This window comes from Virgibacillus aidingensis, from assembly GCF_010994035.1.
In the GTDB taxonomy this organism is placed as follows: domain Bacteria; phylum Bacillota; class Bacilli; order Bacillales; family Amphibacillaceae; genus Virgibacillus_N.
In genome coordinates this window covers 32363-49918 of sequence record NZ_WIXN01000005.1, presented here as the reverse complement: position 1 = coordinate 49918, position 17556 = coordinate 32363, and the positions used below count along the sequence as shown (strand labels likewise).

The 17556-nt window shown below is 39.9% G+C and carries 15 protein-coding genes; 1 reads left to right on the top strand and 14 read right to left on the bottom strand.

Annotated elements, in window-relative coordinates:
- Positions 1-76 precede the first annotated feature (76 nt).
- The 12 genes from murD to GHD25_RS05445 all read right to left on the bottom strand — a co-directional run bounded on the left by murD (position 77) and on the right by GHD25_RS05445 (position 15334).
- A complete protein-coding gene (gene murD, locus GHD25_RS05500; RefSeq protein WP_164215378.1) occupies positions 77-1423 on the bottom strand; it encodes a UDP-N-acetylmuramoyl-L-alanine--D-glutamate ligase in 1347 nt (448 codons plus the stop codon).
- Positions 1420-2436, bottom strand: coding sequence for a phospho-N-acetylmuramoyl-pentapeptide-transferase (gene mraY / locus GHD25_RS05495; RefSeq protein WP_462943519.1), 1017 nt, complete (start codon positions 2434-2436; stop codon positions 1420-1422). Before mraY ends, murD begins: the two co-directional genes overlap by 4 nt.
- A 201-nt stretch (positions 2437-2637) precedes the next feature.
- Complete coding sequence (locus tag GHD25_RS05490) at positions 2638-3993, bottom strand: UDP-N-acetylmuramoyl-tripeptide--D-alanyl-D-alanine ligase (RefSeq protein WP_164215376.1); 1356 nt, start codon at positions 3991-3993, stop codon at positions 2638-2640.
- A 5-nt stretch (positions 3994-3998) separates the two neighbouring features.
- Positions 3999-5471, bottom strand: a complete 1473-nt coding sequence (locus GHD25_RS05485) for a UDP-N-acetylmuramoyl-L-alanyl-D-glutamate--2,6-diaminopimelate ligase (RefSeq protein ID WP_164215375.1) — start codon at positions 5469-5471, stop codon at positions 3999-4001.
- A 278-nt stretch (positions 5472-5749) separates the two neighbouring features.
- The gene (locus GHD25_RS05480; protein ID WP_164215374.1) at positions 5750-7681 is read right to left on the bottom strand and encodes a stage V sporulation protein D; all 1932 of its coding nucleotides are present in this window, start codon (positions 7679-7681) and stop codon (positions 5750-5752) included.
- Between the two features lie 216 nt (positions 7682-7897).
- On the bottom strand, positions 7898-10117 hold the full coding sequence (locus GHD25_RS05475) for a penicillin-binding protein (protein WP_164215373.1): 2220 nt from the start codon (positions 10115-10117) through the stop codon (positions 7898-7900).
- Positions 10118-10134: 17 nt separating this feature from the next.
- Positions 10135-10512 carry a cell division protein FtsL gene (gene ftsL, locus GHD25_RS05470; RefSeq protein WP_164215372.1) on the bottom strand — a complete coding sequence of 126 codons (378 nt, stop codon included), beginning with the start codon at positions 10510-10512 and terminating at the stop codon, positions 10135-10137.
- Positions 10512-11489, bottom strand: coding sequence for a 16S rRNA (cytosine(1402)-N(4))-methyltransferase RsmH (gene rsmH / locus GHD25_RS05465; RefSeq protein ID WP_205601334.1), 978 nt, complete (start codon positions 11487-11489; stop codon positions 10512-10514). Before rsmH ends, ftsL begins: the two co-directional genes overlap by 1 nt.
- 164 nt (positions 11490-11653) lie before the next feature.
- The gene (gene mraZ / locus GHD25_RS05460; RefSeq protein ID WP_164215370.1) at positions 11654-12085 is read right to left on the bottom strand and encodes a division/cell wall cluster transcriptional repressor MraZ; all 432 of its coding nucleotides are present in this window, start codon (positions 12083-12085) and stop codon (positions 11654-11656) included.
- A gap of 195 nt (positions 12086-12280) precedes the next feature.
- Positions 12281-13900 (bottom strand): bacillithiol biosynthesis cysteine-adding enzyme BshC, encoded by a 1620-nt coding sequence (gene bshC / locus GHD25_RS05455; protein ID WP_164215369.1) that lies wholly within the window; start codon positions 13898-13900, stop codon positions 12281-12283.
- A 170-nt stretch (positions 13901-14070) separates the two neighbouring features.
- Positions 14071-14451, bottom strand: coding sequence for a DUF3397 domain-containing protein (locus tag GHD25_RS05450; RefSeq protein ID WP_164215368.1), 381 nt, complete (start codon positions 14449-14451; stop codon positions 14071-14073).
- A 7-nt stretch (positions 14452-14458) separates the two neighbouring features.
- Complete coding sequence (locus GHD25_RS05445) at positions 14459-15334, bottom strand: 2-dehydropantoate 2-reductase (protein WP_164215367.1); 876 nt, start codon at positions 15332-15334, stop codon at positions 14459-14461.
- A 179-nt stretch (positions 15335-15513) separates the two neighbouring features.
- Here GHD25_RS05445 and GHD25_RS05440 point away from each other — a divergent pair, with 179 nt between their 5' ends.
- On the top strand, positions 15514-15990 hold the full coding sequence (locus GHD25_RS05440) for an N-acetyltransferase (RefSeq protein WP_164215366.1): 477 nt from the start codon (positions 15514-15516) through the stop codon (positions 15988-15990).
- 166 nt (positions 15991-16156) lie between these two features.
- Here the strand turns inward: GHD25_RS05440 and GHD25_RS05435 are convergent, their stop codons facing one another.
- Both GHD25_RS05435 and GHD25_RS05430 read right to left on the bottom strand, forming a co-directional pair.
- Complete coding sequence (locus GHD25_RS05435) at positions 16157-16639, bottom strand: RsfA family transcriptional regulator (protein ID WP_164215365.1); 483 nt, start codon at positions 16637-16639, stop codon at positions 16157-16159.
- An 84-nt stretch (positions 16640-16723) separates the two neighbouring features.
- On the bottom strand, positions 16724-17491 hold the full coding sequence (locus GHD25_RS05430; protein ID WP_164215364.1) for an enoyl-CoA hydratase/isomerase family protein: 768 nt from the start codon (positions 17489-17491) through the stop codon (positions 16724-16726).
- Positions 17492-17556 lie beyond the last annotated feature (65 nt).

Below are 17556 nucleotides of genomic sequence, written 5' to 3'. Positions count from 1 at the left end.
AACACCCCTCTTTTCATCATTAAGGCAGGGGTGTTGTTGTTAATTTATATTTTTATTCATGTTTCACAACAAGCCCCTATAATAATGTATGCACGGCTTGTATAAACATGTCACCTCTTTGTTCGAACGTCCGGTATTGATCCCAGCTGGCACATGCTGGGGATAGTAAAATGACATCTCCTTCCTCAGAGTGCTTATAGGCTTTTTCTACAGCCTGGTGAATATTTTCCGTCATTATTACATCTATATCAGCCAATTTAGCAGTTTCCTTTAATTTTTTCCTGGTCTCTCCAAAGGTTACCATCATTTTTACACAGGTTAAATAAGGGATTAAATCGGTAAATTCATTTCCCCGGTCCAGTCCTCCTGCAAGTAATATAACAGGCTGTTTGAAGGAAGCAAGTGCCTTTTGTGTAGCCAGAATATTTGTTGCTTTGGAATCATTATAAAATAGACGCCCATAATGGTTTCTGATGAATTGCAGGCGATGCTTGACACCTGTAAATGTAGCTAATACTTTATTTATTCCTTCATTGGAAGCACCGCTGATTTTTGCTGCAGCTGCAGCAGCTAGTATATTTTCCAGGTTATGTTCCCCGACGAGAACAATGTCTTTTCGGTTAACGACTTTCTCCCCACGGAAATAAATCCATTCATCATCCAGCCATGCCCCTTCCTCCAGCCGTTTTTTTACCGAGAAAGGGATCAGCATGGCGTTTGAAGTCAGTACCGCTTCTGAAAGTATTGGGTCATCCGCATTATACACCAAATAGTCACCTGACGACTGATTTTTAAATATATTATATTTTGCGGTTCTATAATTATCCATAGTTTTATGATAATCCAAATGTGCTTCATAAATATTAAGCAGTACAGCAATATTGGGGCGAAATTGTTCCGTCCCCATTAATTGAAAAGAAGACAGTTCCATTACCAGATGCTCTTCCTCTGTCAGTGTTTGTGCAATTTCCGTTGCGACTAAGCCAATATTACCTGCCACTTTTACAGGCTGGTCACTTTTGGAAAGCATTTCCGTTATTAAAGTTGTTGTAGTGGTTTTTCCATTTGATCCAGTAACCCCGATAAGCAGACCTTCTGTCAATAGATAGGCGAGCTCAATTTCTGTGATGATAGGGATGCCTCTCTTTTCCGCTTCTACCAAAATTGGGTTTTCATAAGGGATACCGGGGTTTTTCACCACAATCTCTATGTCATCTAAAACAAAAAGAGGATGGGACCCGAGTATCAGCTCTGCACCCAACGATTTTAATTTTGAAACCGTTTCGTCCTCTTCGCTTGCCTGTATATCATTTACACGTACAATCCGGTCATTTTCAAGCAGTAATTTTGCTGCTGCAGTGCCGCTTTTTGCCAAACCTAATACAAGTATTCGAGAGTAAGGGAATTCCTTTAATTTTTTCAACTTAATCCCACCTCAATATAAATCCCGAGTGCAGCAAAGACCAGTCCAATCAGCCAAAAGGTAGTTACTACTCTCCATTCCGACCATCCAAGCAGCTCATAATGGTGATGCAGCGGACTCATTTTAAATACCCTTTTTCCTGTCGTTTTAAATGAAGCAACCTGAATTATCACGGATAATGTTTCAATCACAAACACACCGCCAATGATAATTAATAGAATTTCCATTTTGGTTAATATACTTACCGCGGCAATTGCCGCACCCAAGGCAAGTGACCCGGTATCACCCATAAATACTTTTGCGGGATGGGCATTAAATACAAGAAAACCGAGCAACGCTCCAACTACAGCCAATGAGAAAATCGTAACATCATATTGGGGAAAACCGTACCAGGCCAATAAGCCAAAAGCTCCAAAAGCAATAGCTGCAGTCCCCGCGAGCAGTCCATCCAAACCATCTGTCAGGTTTACGGCATTGGAAGAGCCTACAAGCATGAATATGATGAGGACGGCATACAGCCAGCCAAGCTCCCACTCTATCTGTGTTCCGGGAATTTGAATTGTAGTAGGAAAATCCTGGCTTTGCAAAATAAAATAAAAAATAAGTGCAATTATGATTTGACCAAGCATTTTCTGCTTGGAAGTCAATCCCAAATTTCGTTTCATGGCAACTTTTATAAAATCGTCCAAAAAGCCCAATACACCATAGCCTGCCAATACAAAAATCAACAGCCACAATTCATAGCTGATTCCTTCAGGAGCAGCCCTGCTTACCATAATAATGGAGGTAATAATGATGCTGAATATAATCATAAGACCGCCCATTGTCGGTGTGCCGGTTTTTTTCAAATGGGATTCCGGTCCTTCTTCTCTAATGCTTTGTCCAAACTTTAAGCGTCTTAAAAATGGAATCAATATTGGAGATAAAAGGACGGTAATTAAAAATGCTATGGCTATTGTTATTAATAAGACTGAAATATTCACGTTTTCTCCTCCTAGTACAAAACCGTCCATATGAAGTATCTTATTCTGAGGGGCTGGGACAAAAGTATTTTTATCAAGGTAAAATCCGAACAATAATAATTAGCGCCTATAACCCGCTCCTGAAATATACTTACTTCGCTAAATTAGGTCTTTGTTCATATTTAAAATAAATTACTTTAGATATGTTTCGCCCTCTGTGTAATTACTGTTATAATATGTGATGCTTTCATTTTACATAAGTTCTTCAATGAGTTTTTCAAATTCCAGGCCTCTTGATGCTTTGAAGAGCAGCAGGGAATCCTCCTCCAGATATTGCTTCACTTCATTAACCAGCGCCTCTTTTGAGGTGAAATGCCTCGCATAAATATTCCCGTCTTTACCGGCAATACTTTCCGAAATAACTCCTGCTTCATCACCATATGTAAATACGGCTGTAATTGGTACAGTTATATTTTCAGCGACGGAGCGATGCATATCTTCTGCATGTACACCAAGCTCCAGGATATCACCGAGCACAAGAATCTTATGATGAAATCCGTCCATCTCTTTAACGACATCGATGGCTGCCTTCATGGATGTTGGAGAAGCATTATAAGCATCATTAATGATGGACGAACCATTAGCCCCTTTGATCATTTCAAACCGCATGGATGTTCTGGACAGTTGTCGCAGCGCCTTTTGCATATTCTCCTGTTTAATATTTAAAAGTTCTCCAAGTGCAATGGCATAAGATGCATTATGCACATGGTGTTTGCCCAATAATGGAATAGTGTACATGGAATCTCCAACTTTAAAATCTGTCCGGTCATATTCCATCGTGATGATTTCGATAACTTTGTCATTTCTCTCGTTATATCCGCAGGAAATTACATTGTTTCGCCCATGGAGCTGTTCGAGCAGTCTTTCATCACCATCAATAATGATTTGTCCATCCGAACGAAGCCCGTGGAGAATTTCCAATTTTGCTTTGGCTATTCCTTCCCGGGACCCAAGAAATTCAATATGGGATTCGCCAATATTTGTAATAATGGCATAGTCCGGCCTGGAGAGCTTCGACAATGTTTCTATTTCCCCAAATTGGTTCATCCCCATTTCCAGCACCAGTACTTCAGTATCCCGCTTCATGGATAATATAGTTAAAGGCAGACCAATATGATTGTTTAAATTGCCTTTTGTATAATGGGTGCGGTATGTGGTTTCCACCACTGCACGCACCATATCTTTCGTTGTCGTTTTTCCATTTGAGCCTGTTATGCCGATTACAAGCGGATCAATTTGCCAACGGTAATCCTCTGCAATCTGCTGCAGCGCTGCAATGGTATCTTCGACGAAAAACACTGGTAAATCTGCTGGCAGTTCTTCGGGAAGTTCCCTCTTTTTATCCCATAAAGTCGCAATGGCTCCTTGCTCAATAGCCTGCAGGATATAGTTATGTCCATCAAATATTTCCCCAACTATTGGGACAAACAATGCTTGATTCATTTTTTTCCGGCTATCTGTAGATACTTCCGCAATTTGATTTGCATTTTCCGTATTGCCTTGATTCTCTGTAAAAAGGCCGGATAGCCGGCTAATACTAAATAACATTTCCATTACTCCTTCACTTGAATCGCCTGCCGGGCAATTTCACGATCATCAAAATCATACTTTGTATGCCCGATCTGCTGATAGGTTTCATGTCCTTTCCCGGCAATCAAAATAATATCATCTTTTTCGGCAATCTGCACAGCATGATGTATTGCTTTTTTGCGGTCAACGATGACTTCATAGTTTTTTTCCGTGCTTTTAATTTCCGCCGTCATATCATCCAGGATAGCCTGCGGATCTTCTGTTCTCGGATTATCCGAAGTGAAGATTGCATGGTCTGCATATTTAAGTGCTACACCTGCCATCAGCGGCCGTTTTGTCCGGTCGCGATCCCCGCCGCACCCTATAATAACGTAAACTTTATTAGCGGCAAAGCCCTTGGCGGTCTGCAATACATTTTCCAGTGAATCCGGGGTATGGGCATAATCAACAATAACAGAAAAGTGCTGACCTTCGCCTACACTTTCAAACCTTCCGCTGACTCCTTTAATGCTTTCCAGCGCTTCCTTGATTACAGAAAGCGGTATATTGGAAGCAATTGCCGCCCCGCTTGCCGCCAGCATATTATACACATTAAAATTGCCGATCAGATTGCTGTTGACCTCTATATCCCCAGCCGGGGTAACCATGCGGAAATACGTGCCTGAAGCATCCAGTTTGATATCTTTAGCCATAATCTGTGCTTGTTTTTTACAGCCATATGTAATCACATGCTGTGCTGTACTTCTTTTTAAAAGATCACTTGCAGGATCATCTGCATTAATTACCGCAAATTTTCTTGCCTGCTCTTCATAAGTATTTCCCAGTTGACTGAACAAAAGACTTTTCGCTCTTAAATAATCGTCAATATTTTTGTGATAATCCAAATGGTCCTGTGATAAATTGGTAAAAACAGCGATGTCAAAGTCACAGCCATACACCCTGCCCATATCCAATGCATGAGAGGATACTTCCATAATCCCTTGCTCCACATCTTCCTCAAGCATCTTTTTGAAGGATCTTTGCAAGTGAAGGGAATCAGGGGTAGTGTTATTCACCGGATAGGTTTCTTTACCTATTTTCATTTGAATGGTTCCGATAACCGCTGTCTTTCTTTCAAAATAATTAAAAATCGTTTCAAGTAAATACGTCACTGTCGTTTTTCCATTGGTTCCTGTTATACCAATTAAAGGCAGACTTTTCGTTGGGTCATGATAGAATTTAACTGCCAGCATGGATAGTGTTCTTGCTGTGTCTGAAACGGAAATGACCGGGACATCGGCTTTCACGGGTTTTTCCGCAATGATTGCTACTGCTCCATTGCTTACGGCTTCCTCCACAAAATGATGGCCATCTACCGTATAGCCGGAAATACATACAAACAAACTTCCCTCCGTTACAGCTCTTGAGTCCATTTCAAGTGTATTTATTTCGATATGATCGATGGAAGAACTTGCTTCATAAAAAGGTATTGTGGAAAGTAATGCCGTTAATCTCATGATAAACATCCTATCTATTTATTCTTCTTTTTTGCTTTCTGCTTTTTACCCTTTTTCACCATAGGTAAACATATCCCTCCGGCTGTCATTATAAAAATTACTTTATTTAGCTGGCAAACAACTGAACAAGTGAGTATTTGAAAAGCAACTTTGCATATTATTTCTGAAACCACTTGTCCTCACAACAAGTTCATTGCCGGGCTTTCACTGCCGGAATGGGGGTTGATTTTTCCTATGGATAAGAAATTTCCTTTTCATTATAGCAAACTTCATCATTTTTAACGATCGTTTTCGGATAAATAAATTCTCACTTCTGCTCCCTGCTCTACTTTTGTCCCTGCTGCAGGTGCCTGATCAATGATATATTCACCTTTGCCCTCTGTTTCCACCGATAAATTTAACATATATTCTGTCAGCTCATCCTTAGTTAGCCCTATTAATTCCGGAACCTCCACCTTGGGCTCCTCCGGCCATTGATATTCTTTGTCCGGCCCGTCATCACGCGGTTCTACTCCCATAGTACGTAAACTGTCGCCAATAATGGTACCTACAATTGGAGCTGCAACCACTCCACCGAACTGAACGGTGTTTTTCGGGTTATCGACGGCAACATAAACAACAATTTCAGGGTCATCTGCAGGTGCAAAACCTATAAAGGATACGATATAATTATTTTCCATATATCTTCCATCTTTTCCAACCTTCTGTGCCGTACCTGTCTTCCCGCCTACACGATAGCCGTCTACATAAGCTGGACGTCCTGTACCCTCGGCAACTACACTTTCCAATGCAAACCTAATTTCCTCCGATGTTGACGAGGAAATAACCCGTTGTTTTAGATTAGGCTTCTTTTTATCCACTACTTCCTCCGTAACAGGGTCTATCCACTCATCAGCAATATAAGGTTCATAGAGGTAACCCCCATTGACTGCTGCTGCCACAGCCATTACCTGTTGAATAGGAGTAACCGAAACTCCCTGTCCAAAAGAAGTCGTTGCCAATTCAACAGGACCGACATTTTCCTGTTTAAATAGAATTCCATTGCCTTCCCCCTGCAAATCTATGCCTGTTTTCCTGCCAAAACCAAAATTTTCAATATAAGTAAATAATTTTTCTGTACCGAGCATTTGGCCAAGATTTACAAATCCGGGGTTACATGAATTTTGTACTACTTCAAGATAGTTTTGATGTCCATGCCCCCCGCTTTTCCAGCAATGGAGGTGGGAACCTCCCACTTCAATATCCCCATCATCATGGTACTCGTCTTCCATTAAATCTATTGCGTTTTCTTCTAGCGCAGCAGCCAGTGTAATTATTTTAAAGGTAGAACCCGGTTCATACGTGCTCCAAATGGGCAGGTTGCGGTCAAAAACATCTGCTTCCACATCCTGATAATTTTCAGGATGAAAATTTGGTCTAGTTGACATCCCCAAAACTCCGCCGGTCTTTGGGTTGACCGCTATAGCAAGCGCACCGTCCGGATCATATCTGGAAACTGCAAGATCAAGTTCTCTTTCCATAATGGATTGCACTTTTGTATTAATGGTAGTTTTTAAATTTAAACCATCTGCAGGAGAAGAATATATATCTGCTAAATCATCAAGCCTTCTCCCTTTTGCGTCAGAATAAAAGGAAAGGCTGCCTTGTTCCCCTTTCAGCTTTTCATCATAAAACAATTCCAGACCCATTAATCCCTGATTATCAATTCCGGCAAACCCCAATACATGTGATAAATCTTCATCAAATGGATAGTGTCTCTTGGAATCTTTGGCAAGATAGACCCCTTCCAGGTTTGCTGTTCGTACGGCAAGCTCCTGCTCTTCTGAAATTTTAATGCCTTCAGGCCGAATCATCACACTTGATGTATTCTTGGTTATATTTTCAAATACTTTGTCTACAGATACGTCCAATATTTCAGCAAGCACTTCAGCTGTTTCCTGCGGGTTTGTAATTTGTCTTGGGGTTACAATAATGGATGGCGCAGTTACATTCTCAGCCAATACTTCGTTATTCGCGTCAAGGATCAACCCTCTTTCAGGCTCAAAAACAATATCCCTTGTCCATAAATCATTTGCTTTTCCCATTAATTCATCGCCCAGTGCGAATTGAACATATCCTAATCTAATAACAATCACAAGAAAGATAATCAGCCCAAAAAGAAAAACAGTTACTATACGTTTCTTCATCGTTACAGCAGATACACGCTTCATATTCCATCCCCTTTTCTTTCATAGGTAGGCTTGTATCCACTATATGAATGAAGAAAATCGAATAGAACTTTTTAGGAGGTTAACTCGCTTTACCAGAAGCAAAAGAGAGGCTGTCCTGTAAAAGAATCAGACTCCCATCAGCGTTAAATGGAAAGGTGAAATTGAGTCAAAAGACAGCCTCTCTGGTATTTATAGATGTATTATATTTTCAGCAAGCTATTCCTCCGCTTCTTCACCTTCATCCTCCACTGATTCTGTTTCCTCTGTGTCGTGAGGAGAAACGAACTCCACACCTAAGTAATCTCCCTTTTTAATAGGTGTGCCTTCACTTATATTTTGGGTAGCCACAAAACCATGTCCGAAGGTTTCCGTTTTTAATTCAAGCAGCTCGGTTAATTGTAAAACTTCCCTTCTTGACCACCCGGAGATATCAGGCATTTCAGGTTCGTTGGCAACAAGCATAATATGGTCCCCGGGCAGAATAGCGTCTCCTTCTGAAACATTTGCTGTAACAACATTTCCTTTGCCCATTACCGTCACGGTTAATCCCAGTTCTTTCAGTGAGTCTTCAACACTGGCTGCGTCAGCTCCAACCAGCTTTGGTATTTCCATTTGCCGGACCTTATCCTGCTGCTCTTTGTCTGGTTCAATATTTAAATAGTGAAGGCTGTTTTCCATCACATTATTGAATATGAAAGATACGGGGGCAGAACCCGATTCTGTTTCATCTAATTCAGGCTGCTTAACCGATACGTACATCATCAGCTTCGGGTCGTCCATAGGGGCCATTCCCAAAAATGAAAATATATAATTCTCCCGGCCGGTTAAATATGGGCCTGAGCCAGGATCCGGATTTGGAATTTGTGCTGTTCCTGTTTTTCCGCCAACGGTATAGTCATCAAGCTGATACATTTTCCCTGTTCCGTTTTCCCCATTCACAACAGATTCGAGCAGCTTTAAAACCTTTTCAGAAGTTTCTTTTGATATTGGTTCTCCAACCACATTGGGTTTCTTCTCCTCCAATGTTTCCCCGGTACTGGAATCAACTACTCTTTGAATGACATATGGCTGAAACATTTTCCCGCCATTTGCAATGGCAGTAGCTGCCTTCATTTGCTGAATTGGTGTCATCGTACTCCCCTGCCCGAAGGAAGTCGTAATTTTTTCCAGTGGCCAATTATATAAAATTTGACCCGGAACTTCCCCTGGTAAGTCAATTCCTGTTGGTTGATCCAGATCAAATGCTTCCAAATATTCCAGGTATGTATCTGCCCCAATTTTTTCCCATAACAGCTTTGCAGCCGCAACATTGGAAGAACGCCTAAATCCTTCATTATACGAAATGCTTCCCCAGCCTTCACCCTGGTTATGGTCATTAATTGGCTGAATCCGTTCATTAACCGTATAGCTTCCTGATTCAAAAGTTTCTTCTCCGCTATAAACACCTTCTTCAATAGCCGCTGCCCAGGTAAACATTTTCACCGATGAACCCGGTTCAACCGGTGTGGAAATGACATCATTATACCAATTTTCCACATCTGATGGATCATTCGGGTTATAGCTTGGCCTGTTGCTCATGGCTAGAATTTCTCCGCTTTTTGGATTCATAACCACTGCAGTGATTCTTTCCGGATTATATATTTCATTTACTTCTGTTAATGTATCTTCCAGAAGGGTTTGTATCTTTTGATCAATTGTTAAATAGACATCATCCCCGTCTTCCGGCATGGTGATGACCTCTTTTGGATCCAGTAATTTTTTATTATACTTATCACGCTGGTAGGATATCTTTCCATTTTTTCCGCTTAACAGCTCTTCCATTTCATCTTCCATGCCGACAACACCTGTAATTCCGCCTGCTACGCCATCCTCTGTTTCTGATTCCCTTGCAAATCCAATAATATGGGAAGCAAACATTCCATTGGGGTAGTAACGGATGGACTCTTTTTCAAGGTTAATGCCTGGAAGCTCGAGTGCCTCAATATCCTCCTTCTGTTGCTGTGACAATTCTCTGCCTTCATTTCCGAACTCCACCTGAAAGGCATCGTTTTTCATTCCACTTTCCAGACGTTCCAGTATTTCACCCTCATCTGCTTCAATAATGGGGGCAATTTTTTCAGCAGTTTCCTCCGGGTCGACTACATGCTGCGGATTGTCCAGATTGGTAGAATAAGCTTCCTGAACAATCGCATACAGTCGATATACAGGCATGTCATAAGCAAGTGTCATTCCATTTTTATCATAGATTTTACCTCTCTCAGATTCAAGCGTAAAGGAAGTTGTCCGTTTCTCTTCTGCCCATTCCTGTAAGGACACATCATTGACTTCCCCTGTAGCCTGAATATACAAGAAGCGGCCGGTTAATACCAGAAACACACCAACAAACAGGATAATCATAATCCCTGCCATAAAATGGGTTGTTCTATTTTTTTTCATTTTAAAAACCGCCTTGCTTAATTATTAACATTTTGAGCTTGCTTTACTTTTGTATCCTGTATCTTCAACCCGTTATCCCTGGCAATTTTGGTAATTCGTTCCGGGCGTTCCAGTTCTTTCACTTCGAATAACAGGCTTTCATTGATCACCTGCTGATTCTGCACGGTCTGCTCCAACTGTTGAAGCTCTCTGTTCAGGCTGTCTGTTGATGAAGAAAAGGAAACCATAAAGCCACAGGCTATTATGATTGCCGTTCCGATCAGTGAATACAATACTTTCTCACCTTTAGTGATCCATCCCTGTTTTCGGACTTTTACAGTTACCTTTTGTTCCCTTTTTGGGGCAGCTTCCGTTGAAGTTCGGTGCTGCCAATCAAAAGCCTGGTTCCCACGCATTACTTATTCCACCCTTCTCTGTATGTAAAATCTTCATTCCAATCATTTACTTTTTCAACGATCCGTAACTTCGCCGACCGGGATCTTCTGTTTTCCTGTAATTCATTTTCATTTGGTACTATTGGTTTCTTGGTAATCAGCTTAAAGGGGGCTTCAAATTCTTTAGGCAACACCGGCAGGTTCTTTGGTGTCGGTTTCTCTTTGCTCCATGCTTTAAAAGCCTGCTTGGCTATCCGGTCCTCCAAAGAATGAAAAGTAATCACAGCAATTCTGCCTTCTTTTGAAACTATTTCAGCAGCCTGGTGAAGCGCGCTGTTAAACACATTCAGTTCATCATTAACCGCTATACGCAATGCCTGAAAAATTCGTTTTGCAGGATGCCCGCCTTTTCTTCTAGCAGGGGCAGGTATTGCTTCTTTAATAATATCCACCAGCTGGTGTGTTGTTTCTATCGCCTCTTTATTACGGTGCTGCTCAATTTTTCTGGCAATTTGTTTAGAAAACTTTTCCTCTCCATATTTAAAAAAGATGGAAATCAGTTGCTGGTAAGACCAGGAATTGACAATTTCAAAAGCAGTTAAATTTCGGGTTTGGTCCATTCTCATATCCAGTTTTGCATCATCCTGATAACTGAACCCGCGCGCTTTTCTGTCAAGCTGCGGGGAAGAAACACCAAGGTCGAATAATATACCATCCACCTGTTGGATATTATTTTTAATTAATTGGTTTTTTAAATCCGTAAAATTGGAGTGAATAAAAAGGATACGATCATGGTAAGGGGTTAGTCTTTCTTTTGCAGCTTTTAAAGCATCTCTATCCTGATCAAATCCTACGAGGAGACCGTCCGGTTTCAAATTGGCGGCAATTTGTTCTGCATGGCCTCCGCCGCCTAACGTACAATCTACATAAGTTCCGTCAGGTTTTACTGCCAATCCCTTCACCGTTTCATTCATTAATACACTGTAATGTTCAAACATAGGGACACCCACTTTTCTAGTATCAGCGTTTTATTCAGCCTTTTTAACAAAGATTGTTGCTTTTTTAAACAACAAGCGTTGTGAAATATTCCAAGCCGTCTCAACAAGCGGGGAGTATACGGACAACCGGCTGAATAATATCACTCTATTCGAAAAAGCTTAAGTTAAATATCAAAATCCATAAGATTTTCTGCGATTTCGGCAAAAGATTCTTCTGATTCGGTAAAGTAATCTTCCCAATTTTCGCTTGCCCAGAATTCAATCCGGTTTGATACACCGATTACTACACATTCTTTTTCCAGGACAGCATAGTTGCGGAGAGGCTGAGGAATGTTTATTCTTCCCTGCTTGTCCACTTCACATTCCACTGCACCGGAAAAGAAAAACCGTGTGAAAGCCCTGGCGTCTTTTTTGGTTAGTGGGAGGTTTTTTAATTTTTCTTCTAATGATTTCCATTCATCCATTGGGTAGGCGAACAAACATTTATCCAGTCCACGGGTGACAACAAAGTTTTCTCCAAGTCCTTCACGAAACTTGGAAGGCACGATAATTCTGCCTTTTGTATCTATGTTATGTTGAAATTCACCCATAAACATATAGTCCGCCCCACTTTCGTATAATTATCTTACCACATCTCCCCACTATTCACCACAATTATATTAAAAAACTATCATTTTTATTTTATCAGGTGTTTGAATAAAGGTTTTTGCCCATAAAAAAAGGCTGTCATATCAGTGATAGACAGCCTTTCCTAAAAGTTAATTTCAATTGTGGGGGAAAGTGGTGAAAAATCAAAGCGAAACGATATAATGATCATTCTGAAAAGATAAGTGTTTGCCTGTCAGTTCTTTTATAAATCCGGAACTGTATAAATTAATCCATGGCAGCGGGTTCCAAACCCGTTCCTGTAAATTATCCTGCGGGAATAATGACATATTAATTAAATCAAATTCGTACATTTCTTTTTCATATTTATCTTTTAATGCTTTCATTATCCGGTTTTCCAGAAAGTCGATATTATTCCTTAAATAAAACAAATTCTTTTCGGATAAATCTCCTATGTCCGGACTAATGTCGGATGCAATATCCCTTAACGGTTTGTGCACTTCCTCTATCTGCTCTTTAACAGAAATTGCCACATCCCGGACAGATGGATTGTTTTTTGCCTCCAGCCATTGTTTCTTCAGCTGTTCTGCCCCTTCATTTACAACTGTTTTAAACGAGATATTATACTTTTTTGCATATCTTTTAACATTTCTCTCCAGAAAGGTAAATGATAATCTAGGAACTATAGGGGGCATTTTTAGGTTCAAATTATGAAAAGCTTGCTTTAACGAAGCCCAGTAGGCAATTTCTCCGGGTCCACCTATAAATGCAATGGATGGAAATAATAATTCCTGCATTATTGGTCTTGTAACAACATTATTGCTCAACTGTTCAGGATGATCCTTGGCAATATTCAATAGTTCCTGTGTTGTTAAAGAAACTTCATTTTGTTTGCCTGCCCAATCACCCTCAATTGTCCTTTTAAGCAAAATCCGCTCCTCGTTCTTATGATAAAACAAATGTCCGTCGTCATCCTCTGCATCGAGCGATACGTGGTACCCAAGCTGATGGAGCTCCAGCAGTGTTTGACGTACACTTTCGGCTATCTCTGGCTGTGCTTTGATCAGGCTGATGAAATGCTCCTTCTCCAGCTTCCGTAACGCCGGATGTGCAGAATCAACCAATACAAGACCTTCCTGGTCAAATAACTGATAAATAAGCCGGGCGAAAAAATCCACATAGCTTTCAGATTTATCCAAGCACTGCTTTATCGAAAAGTATAAGTCATTCGTATACGCTGTTTCCTGCAGCTGCTGAAATAGCTTATCCAGCCACTTTGCGGTTTCATCCTTGTTCATCTTTATCTCGGAAACGGACATTTTTTTATAAACTTTCTGTGGATGCTTATATTTTTTTAACTGCTCGCGGCTTGGCAGAAATACATGATTAATTTCGTCAAAGTCATGGTCTTCTCCCGCAATCCAAAAAACCGGGATAACCGGGACTTTCAGTTCCTTTTCTTTTTGTTTTGCCAATTGGATAATGGAAATTACTTTATTTATTGTGTACATGGGACCGGTCAATAAACCTGCCTGCTGACCTCCAATAACCACAACACTGCTTCCGTCCTTCAGCCGCTCTATATTATCCATCGTCGATCCAGGAGCATCCCATCGGCTATTTATGATATGTAAAACATCAGTCATATGCCGGCGGTCAAATTGCCGCTGTTTCAATTCCTTTATACGCTCTTCGTATTGGGTATGAGGGTCATAGTCAAAAAAAGACATGATCGCCTTTTCCTTTGCCATGTAATCCCTTATCAGCCTGCTTTTATTATTTATTTCTACTGACTCAATCTGCATAATTCCGATGCCCCTTATGTTTATGATATCCATATGTATTGTACATAAATAATCATACGATTTCACTCATTCTGTTTTAGCATCGGGACATGAATTAAACCTACTATTCCGATGTAATTAACCCATGATTTAAGATAAGAAGTTTACAGACTGAACCTTAAATAACTATCCTAATAGAAGATCCGATAACTGATTTCGAAAACTAATAAGCAAATATAGATAAACACAAATAGCAAAAACAATATTCTCCAGAGTAATTTTAATGCTTTGGTTAGCAATATCTCCATATTCATTTTCCACTGCATAAAAATAATGAATGCTAATGCAGCCAGAAAGAAAATGATAAAAACACCTGTCAGGTTTACATCAAAGTTTAACCGGATTAATATTAATACAGCTATAATATACGGCAAGGTTGTCCAATTCACCGCCTGGTGAAATGCTTTCAGCTTAGGCCAATTCCATTTCACCAATACAAAATAAACAAGCCATGTTGCGATGAAAGGAACAGTGATAATAAATGCAATGATATAGCTAATAATATCGACCATAATCAGTCTATAATTCCCTTCTAGTTTCTAATGCTTTTATACTGTCATATAAAAAAGCAGTGTATGGAATTGGAAGATCCTTTCCTTTCTTCAGAATATAACCGGATATCGCATCAATTTCTGTTTTTCTATGATCCGCCATATCCTTTAGCATCGAGGAACGGTTTTGTTCTGTATTATTACATATATTTTCTACCTTGGCCCATTCTATGGAAAAATCCATGTCCAGAACTGAACAAGTCTCCCGGCATATAATACGTGCCATTCTATATAAGTAAGGATTTCTTGTCACTTCCCCATTGCATACTTGAAATAACGCAGTCAGCGGATTAATTACAGCATTTATGACCAGCTTTTCTTTAAGCAATGCCATATAATCATCTTCAAAACCAAACGGAAAATCGTGCTGATTTAACTTCACGGAAAGCGCATATAAAAGCTTTCCATCGCCCTGAAAAGCTGCCAGTTTTATTATGCCTTTCCCGGTATGTTGAACGAGATTATCCCTATGCCTTAAAGCGCCATGCTCAATCACGCCCAATAAAATCGGATTATTTAATTTCTTTATTTCATCCAGATGCCCCATTCCATTTTGTAAAAAAATCAGCGGGATCTGTTCACTCATTTTCTGCAAAAGTGGAATGACAGCCGGAACAGCAAGTTGTTTAACACAGATAATAAAACAATCCTCTTCTTGCAAATCCGAACTAAGCAACGAACGGATTTTGATGGGGGCGGAAGCGTTTTGTAATATAAGCCCCTCATTGTCCAGCTTTCTCTTTTGTTCTTCCCTGCGCACATAAATTGTAACAGCATGCTTTCGGGATAAATAGAAACTTAGTAATAATCCGGTAGAACCTCCTCCTATAATGCCAATATTCATTACATCGGCTCCTTCCTCTTAAACATTAAAATTAATCCAAATGATATATGAACCTGGAGTAAAAAATGTTAAAATGAACAAGAAAGATTTTATTTATCCTTTTTTTATATTATAATAAAATAAACAGAAAAGCTAAAATATTTCTGACAATAATGTATATTTTATGGAGGAGAAGAACTATGCCGACAAAAGTAGAGAAGCTGAAAATTAATTATAAAACACTTGAGAGGTTTAAGCACTTTAAGGAGTATGGAAATCAGGAGCTTTCCATGCAGGAAGACCTGGAAAATAATATCGTTGAAAATTATGTGGATTCCCCTTTTTACGGCATTTATTATGGAGACAATTTAATTGCAAGAATGAGTTTATACAGGATAAAAGCAAAATATGACCATTACTTTGATCCTCCTCAGGACTACTTAACACTATGGAAACTGGAAGTACTGCCCGATTATCAGGGTAAGGGATATGGCAAAGCGCTGGTTGATTTCGCCAAGAGTTATGGTCTCCCTATTAAAACAAATCCGCGAATCAATTCACATGGATTCTGGGAAAAAATGGACTTCCAAAAAGCCCAATATGATATGGAAAGAGATTTAGGGGAAAACCCATTAATCTGGCTGCCGGAAGGTGTCAATGAACAGGAAAGCAGCTGATGGCTTTTCATTTTCAATACGTTAAAATAACAAAAGACATGAATGAGCTCTACTCCCTTCATGTCTTTTTTATGTTTTATGCAAGTGTTGTATGTGATAGTATTTATATATACATTACTGTTATGAAACCAGGCATCTATCGATCTCAAGCAGCGTTTCAATCAACTTATTCTCTTTCCCCCACTTTTGCCCGCTCGAATAGTTCGCCCATTTCCTTCCAGGTGCTTTCATAGCGGCCAAGTTCTTTTTTTAGCCTTTCATTTTCATTTTTTAAGTATACTACCATATTTTCCTGCTGCTTTTGCTGATCACTTTTTTCATTGAAAAAATCCTTCCTCATTTTCTCGAGCAAAGTAATCGCTGCTTCTATGGAATCTTTTTCTGCCGTAACTGGCTCATTCCATTGCCATACATCTTTCCTATTGCCTTTTTTCCTATCTTCCTTGGCAGCTAGTATTGCTTCCTGATATTGCTTTCTAATGGTGGCATTCCATCTGAAGCCGCATGCGGCTGAAGTGCGTGACAGTTTTTTGGCTACTTCTTTAAAAGCCTCCAGCTGGGTTCTGCCTTCCCTAATATAGCGTAATACCGTTTCAGCCAGAATGATGTCTTCATCCTTTGACCAGGCATCCTGCCGAGTTGCATTCATACCATCCCTCCTTATACGTTTGCTATCAATGTATGCATAAAATAGGAGTGATAGAATACATGTTTAGCTTTTTATGGGAAATTTTCAGTCATTCTTTCGATTATTGAATTGGCTGATGGCTCCTTTATGTTCAGGAGTTTCCCACAAACTTGCACAGTTTCTCACCTCTTCACTCATTAAAGAGGACAAGCCAAGACTGGATATTTTTTTCTTGTATTGCAGCTTAAGCATTTTCATTTGATCATATGTTTTGGAAATAAATGGATTCAACATAATCTTAGACTGATCCTCCCATTCCCCAAGTGGCACGATTTTATGCAGCCAGCCCTGCTGCATTAAGTAATCTGCTTTTAGTATACTTGCTTCAGTTAACCAGTACAGCGCAAAACTGGGATTTACTTTCTCATATAGTAAAGCACCCCCGCCCCATCCTGGCAAAATTCCCAGTTTAGTTTGTATAAATCCAAATTCACTTGAATTTTTTGCAATCCGTATATCACAAGCCGTGGCCAGTTCACATCCCCCGCCCAATGCATTTCCATTGAGCAATCCAATTGTTGGCACAGGAAAATTCACCAGCTCAAATAACACTTCTTTCATTGGATATAAGCGGGAAAAAGCTTCATCTGTTGTTAATTCTCCATGCAAATCACCCAAGTCTCCGCCTGCGGAAAACATTTTCCCCCTTCCTGTAACTACTAGAAATTTCAGGGGATCTTCCTTTGCTTCTTCAAGTATTGCCATGAGTTCCATTGTCATTTCCCGTGATACAGCATTGTTTTTTTCAGGCCGGTTCAGGCATATTTCACCATAACCTTGTTCATGTTTTTCATAGGTAACCAAATTAACCAAGCATTATCACTCCTTTTTATTTCAATAGTAATCACCTTCTATGTAAAATCAAGCCGGAATTTGCT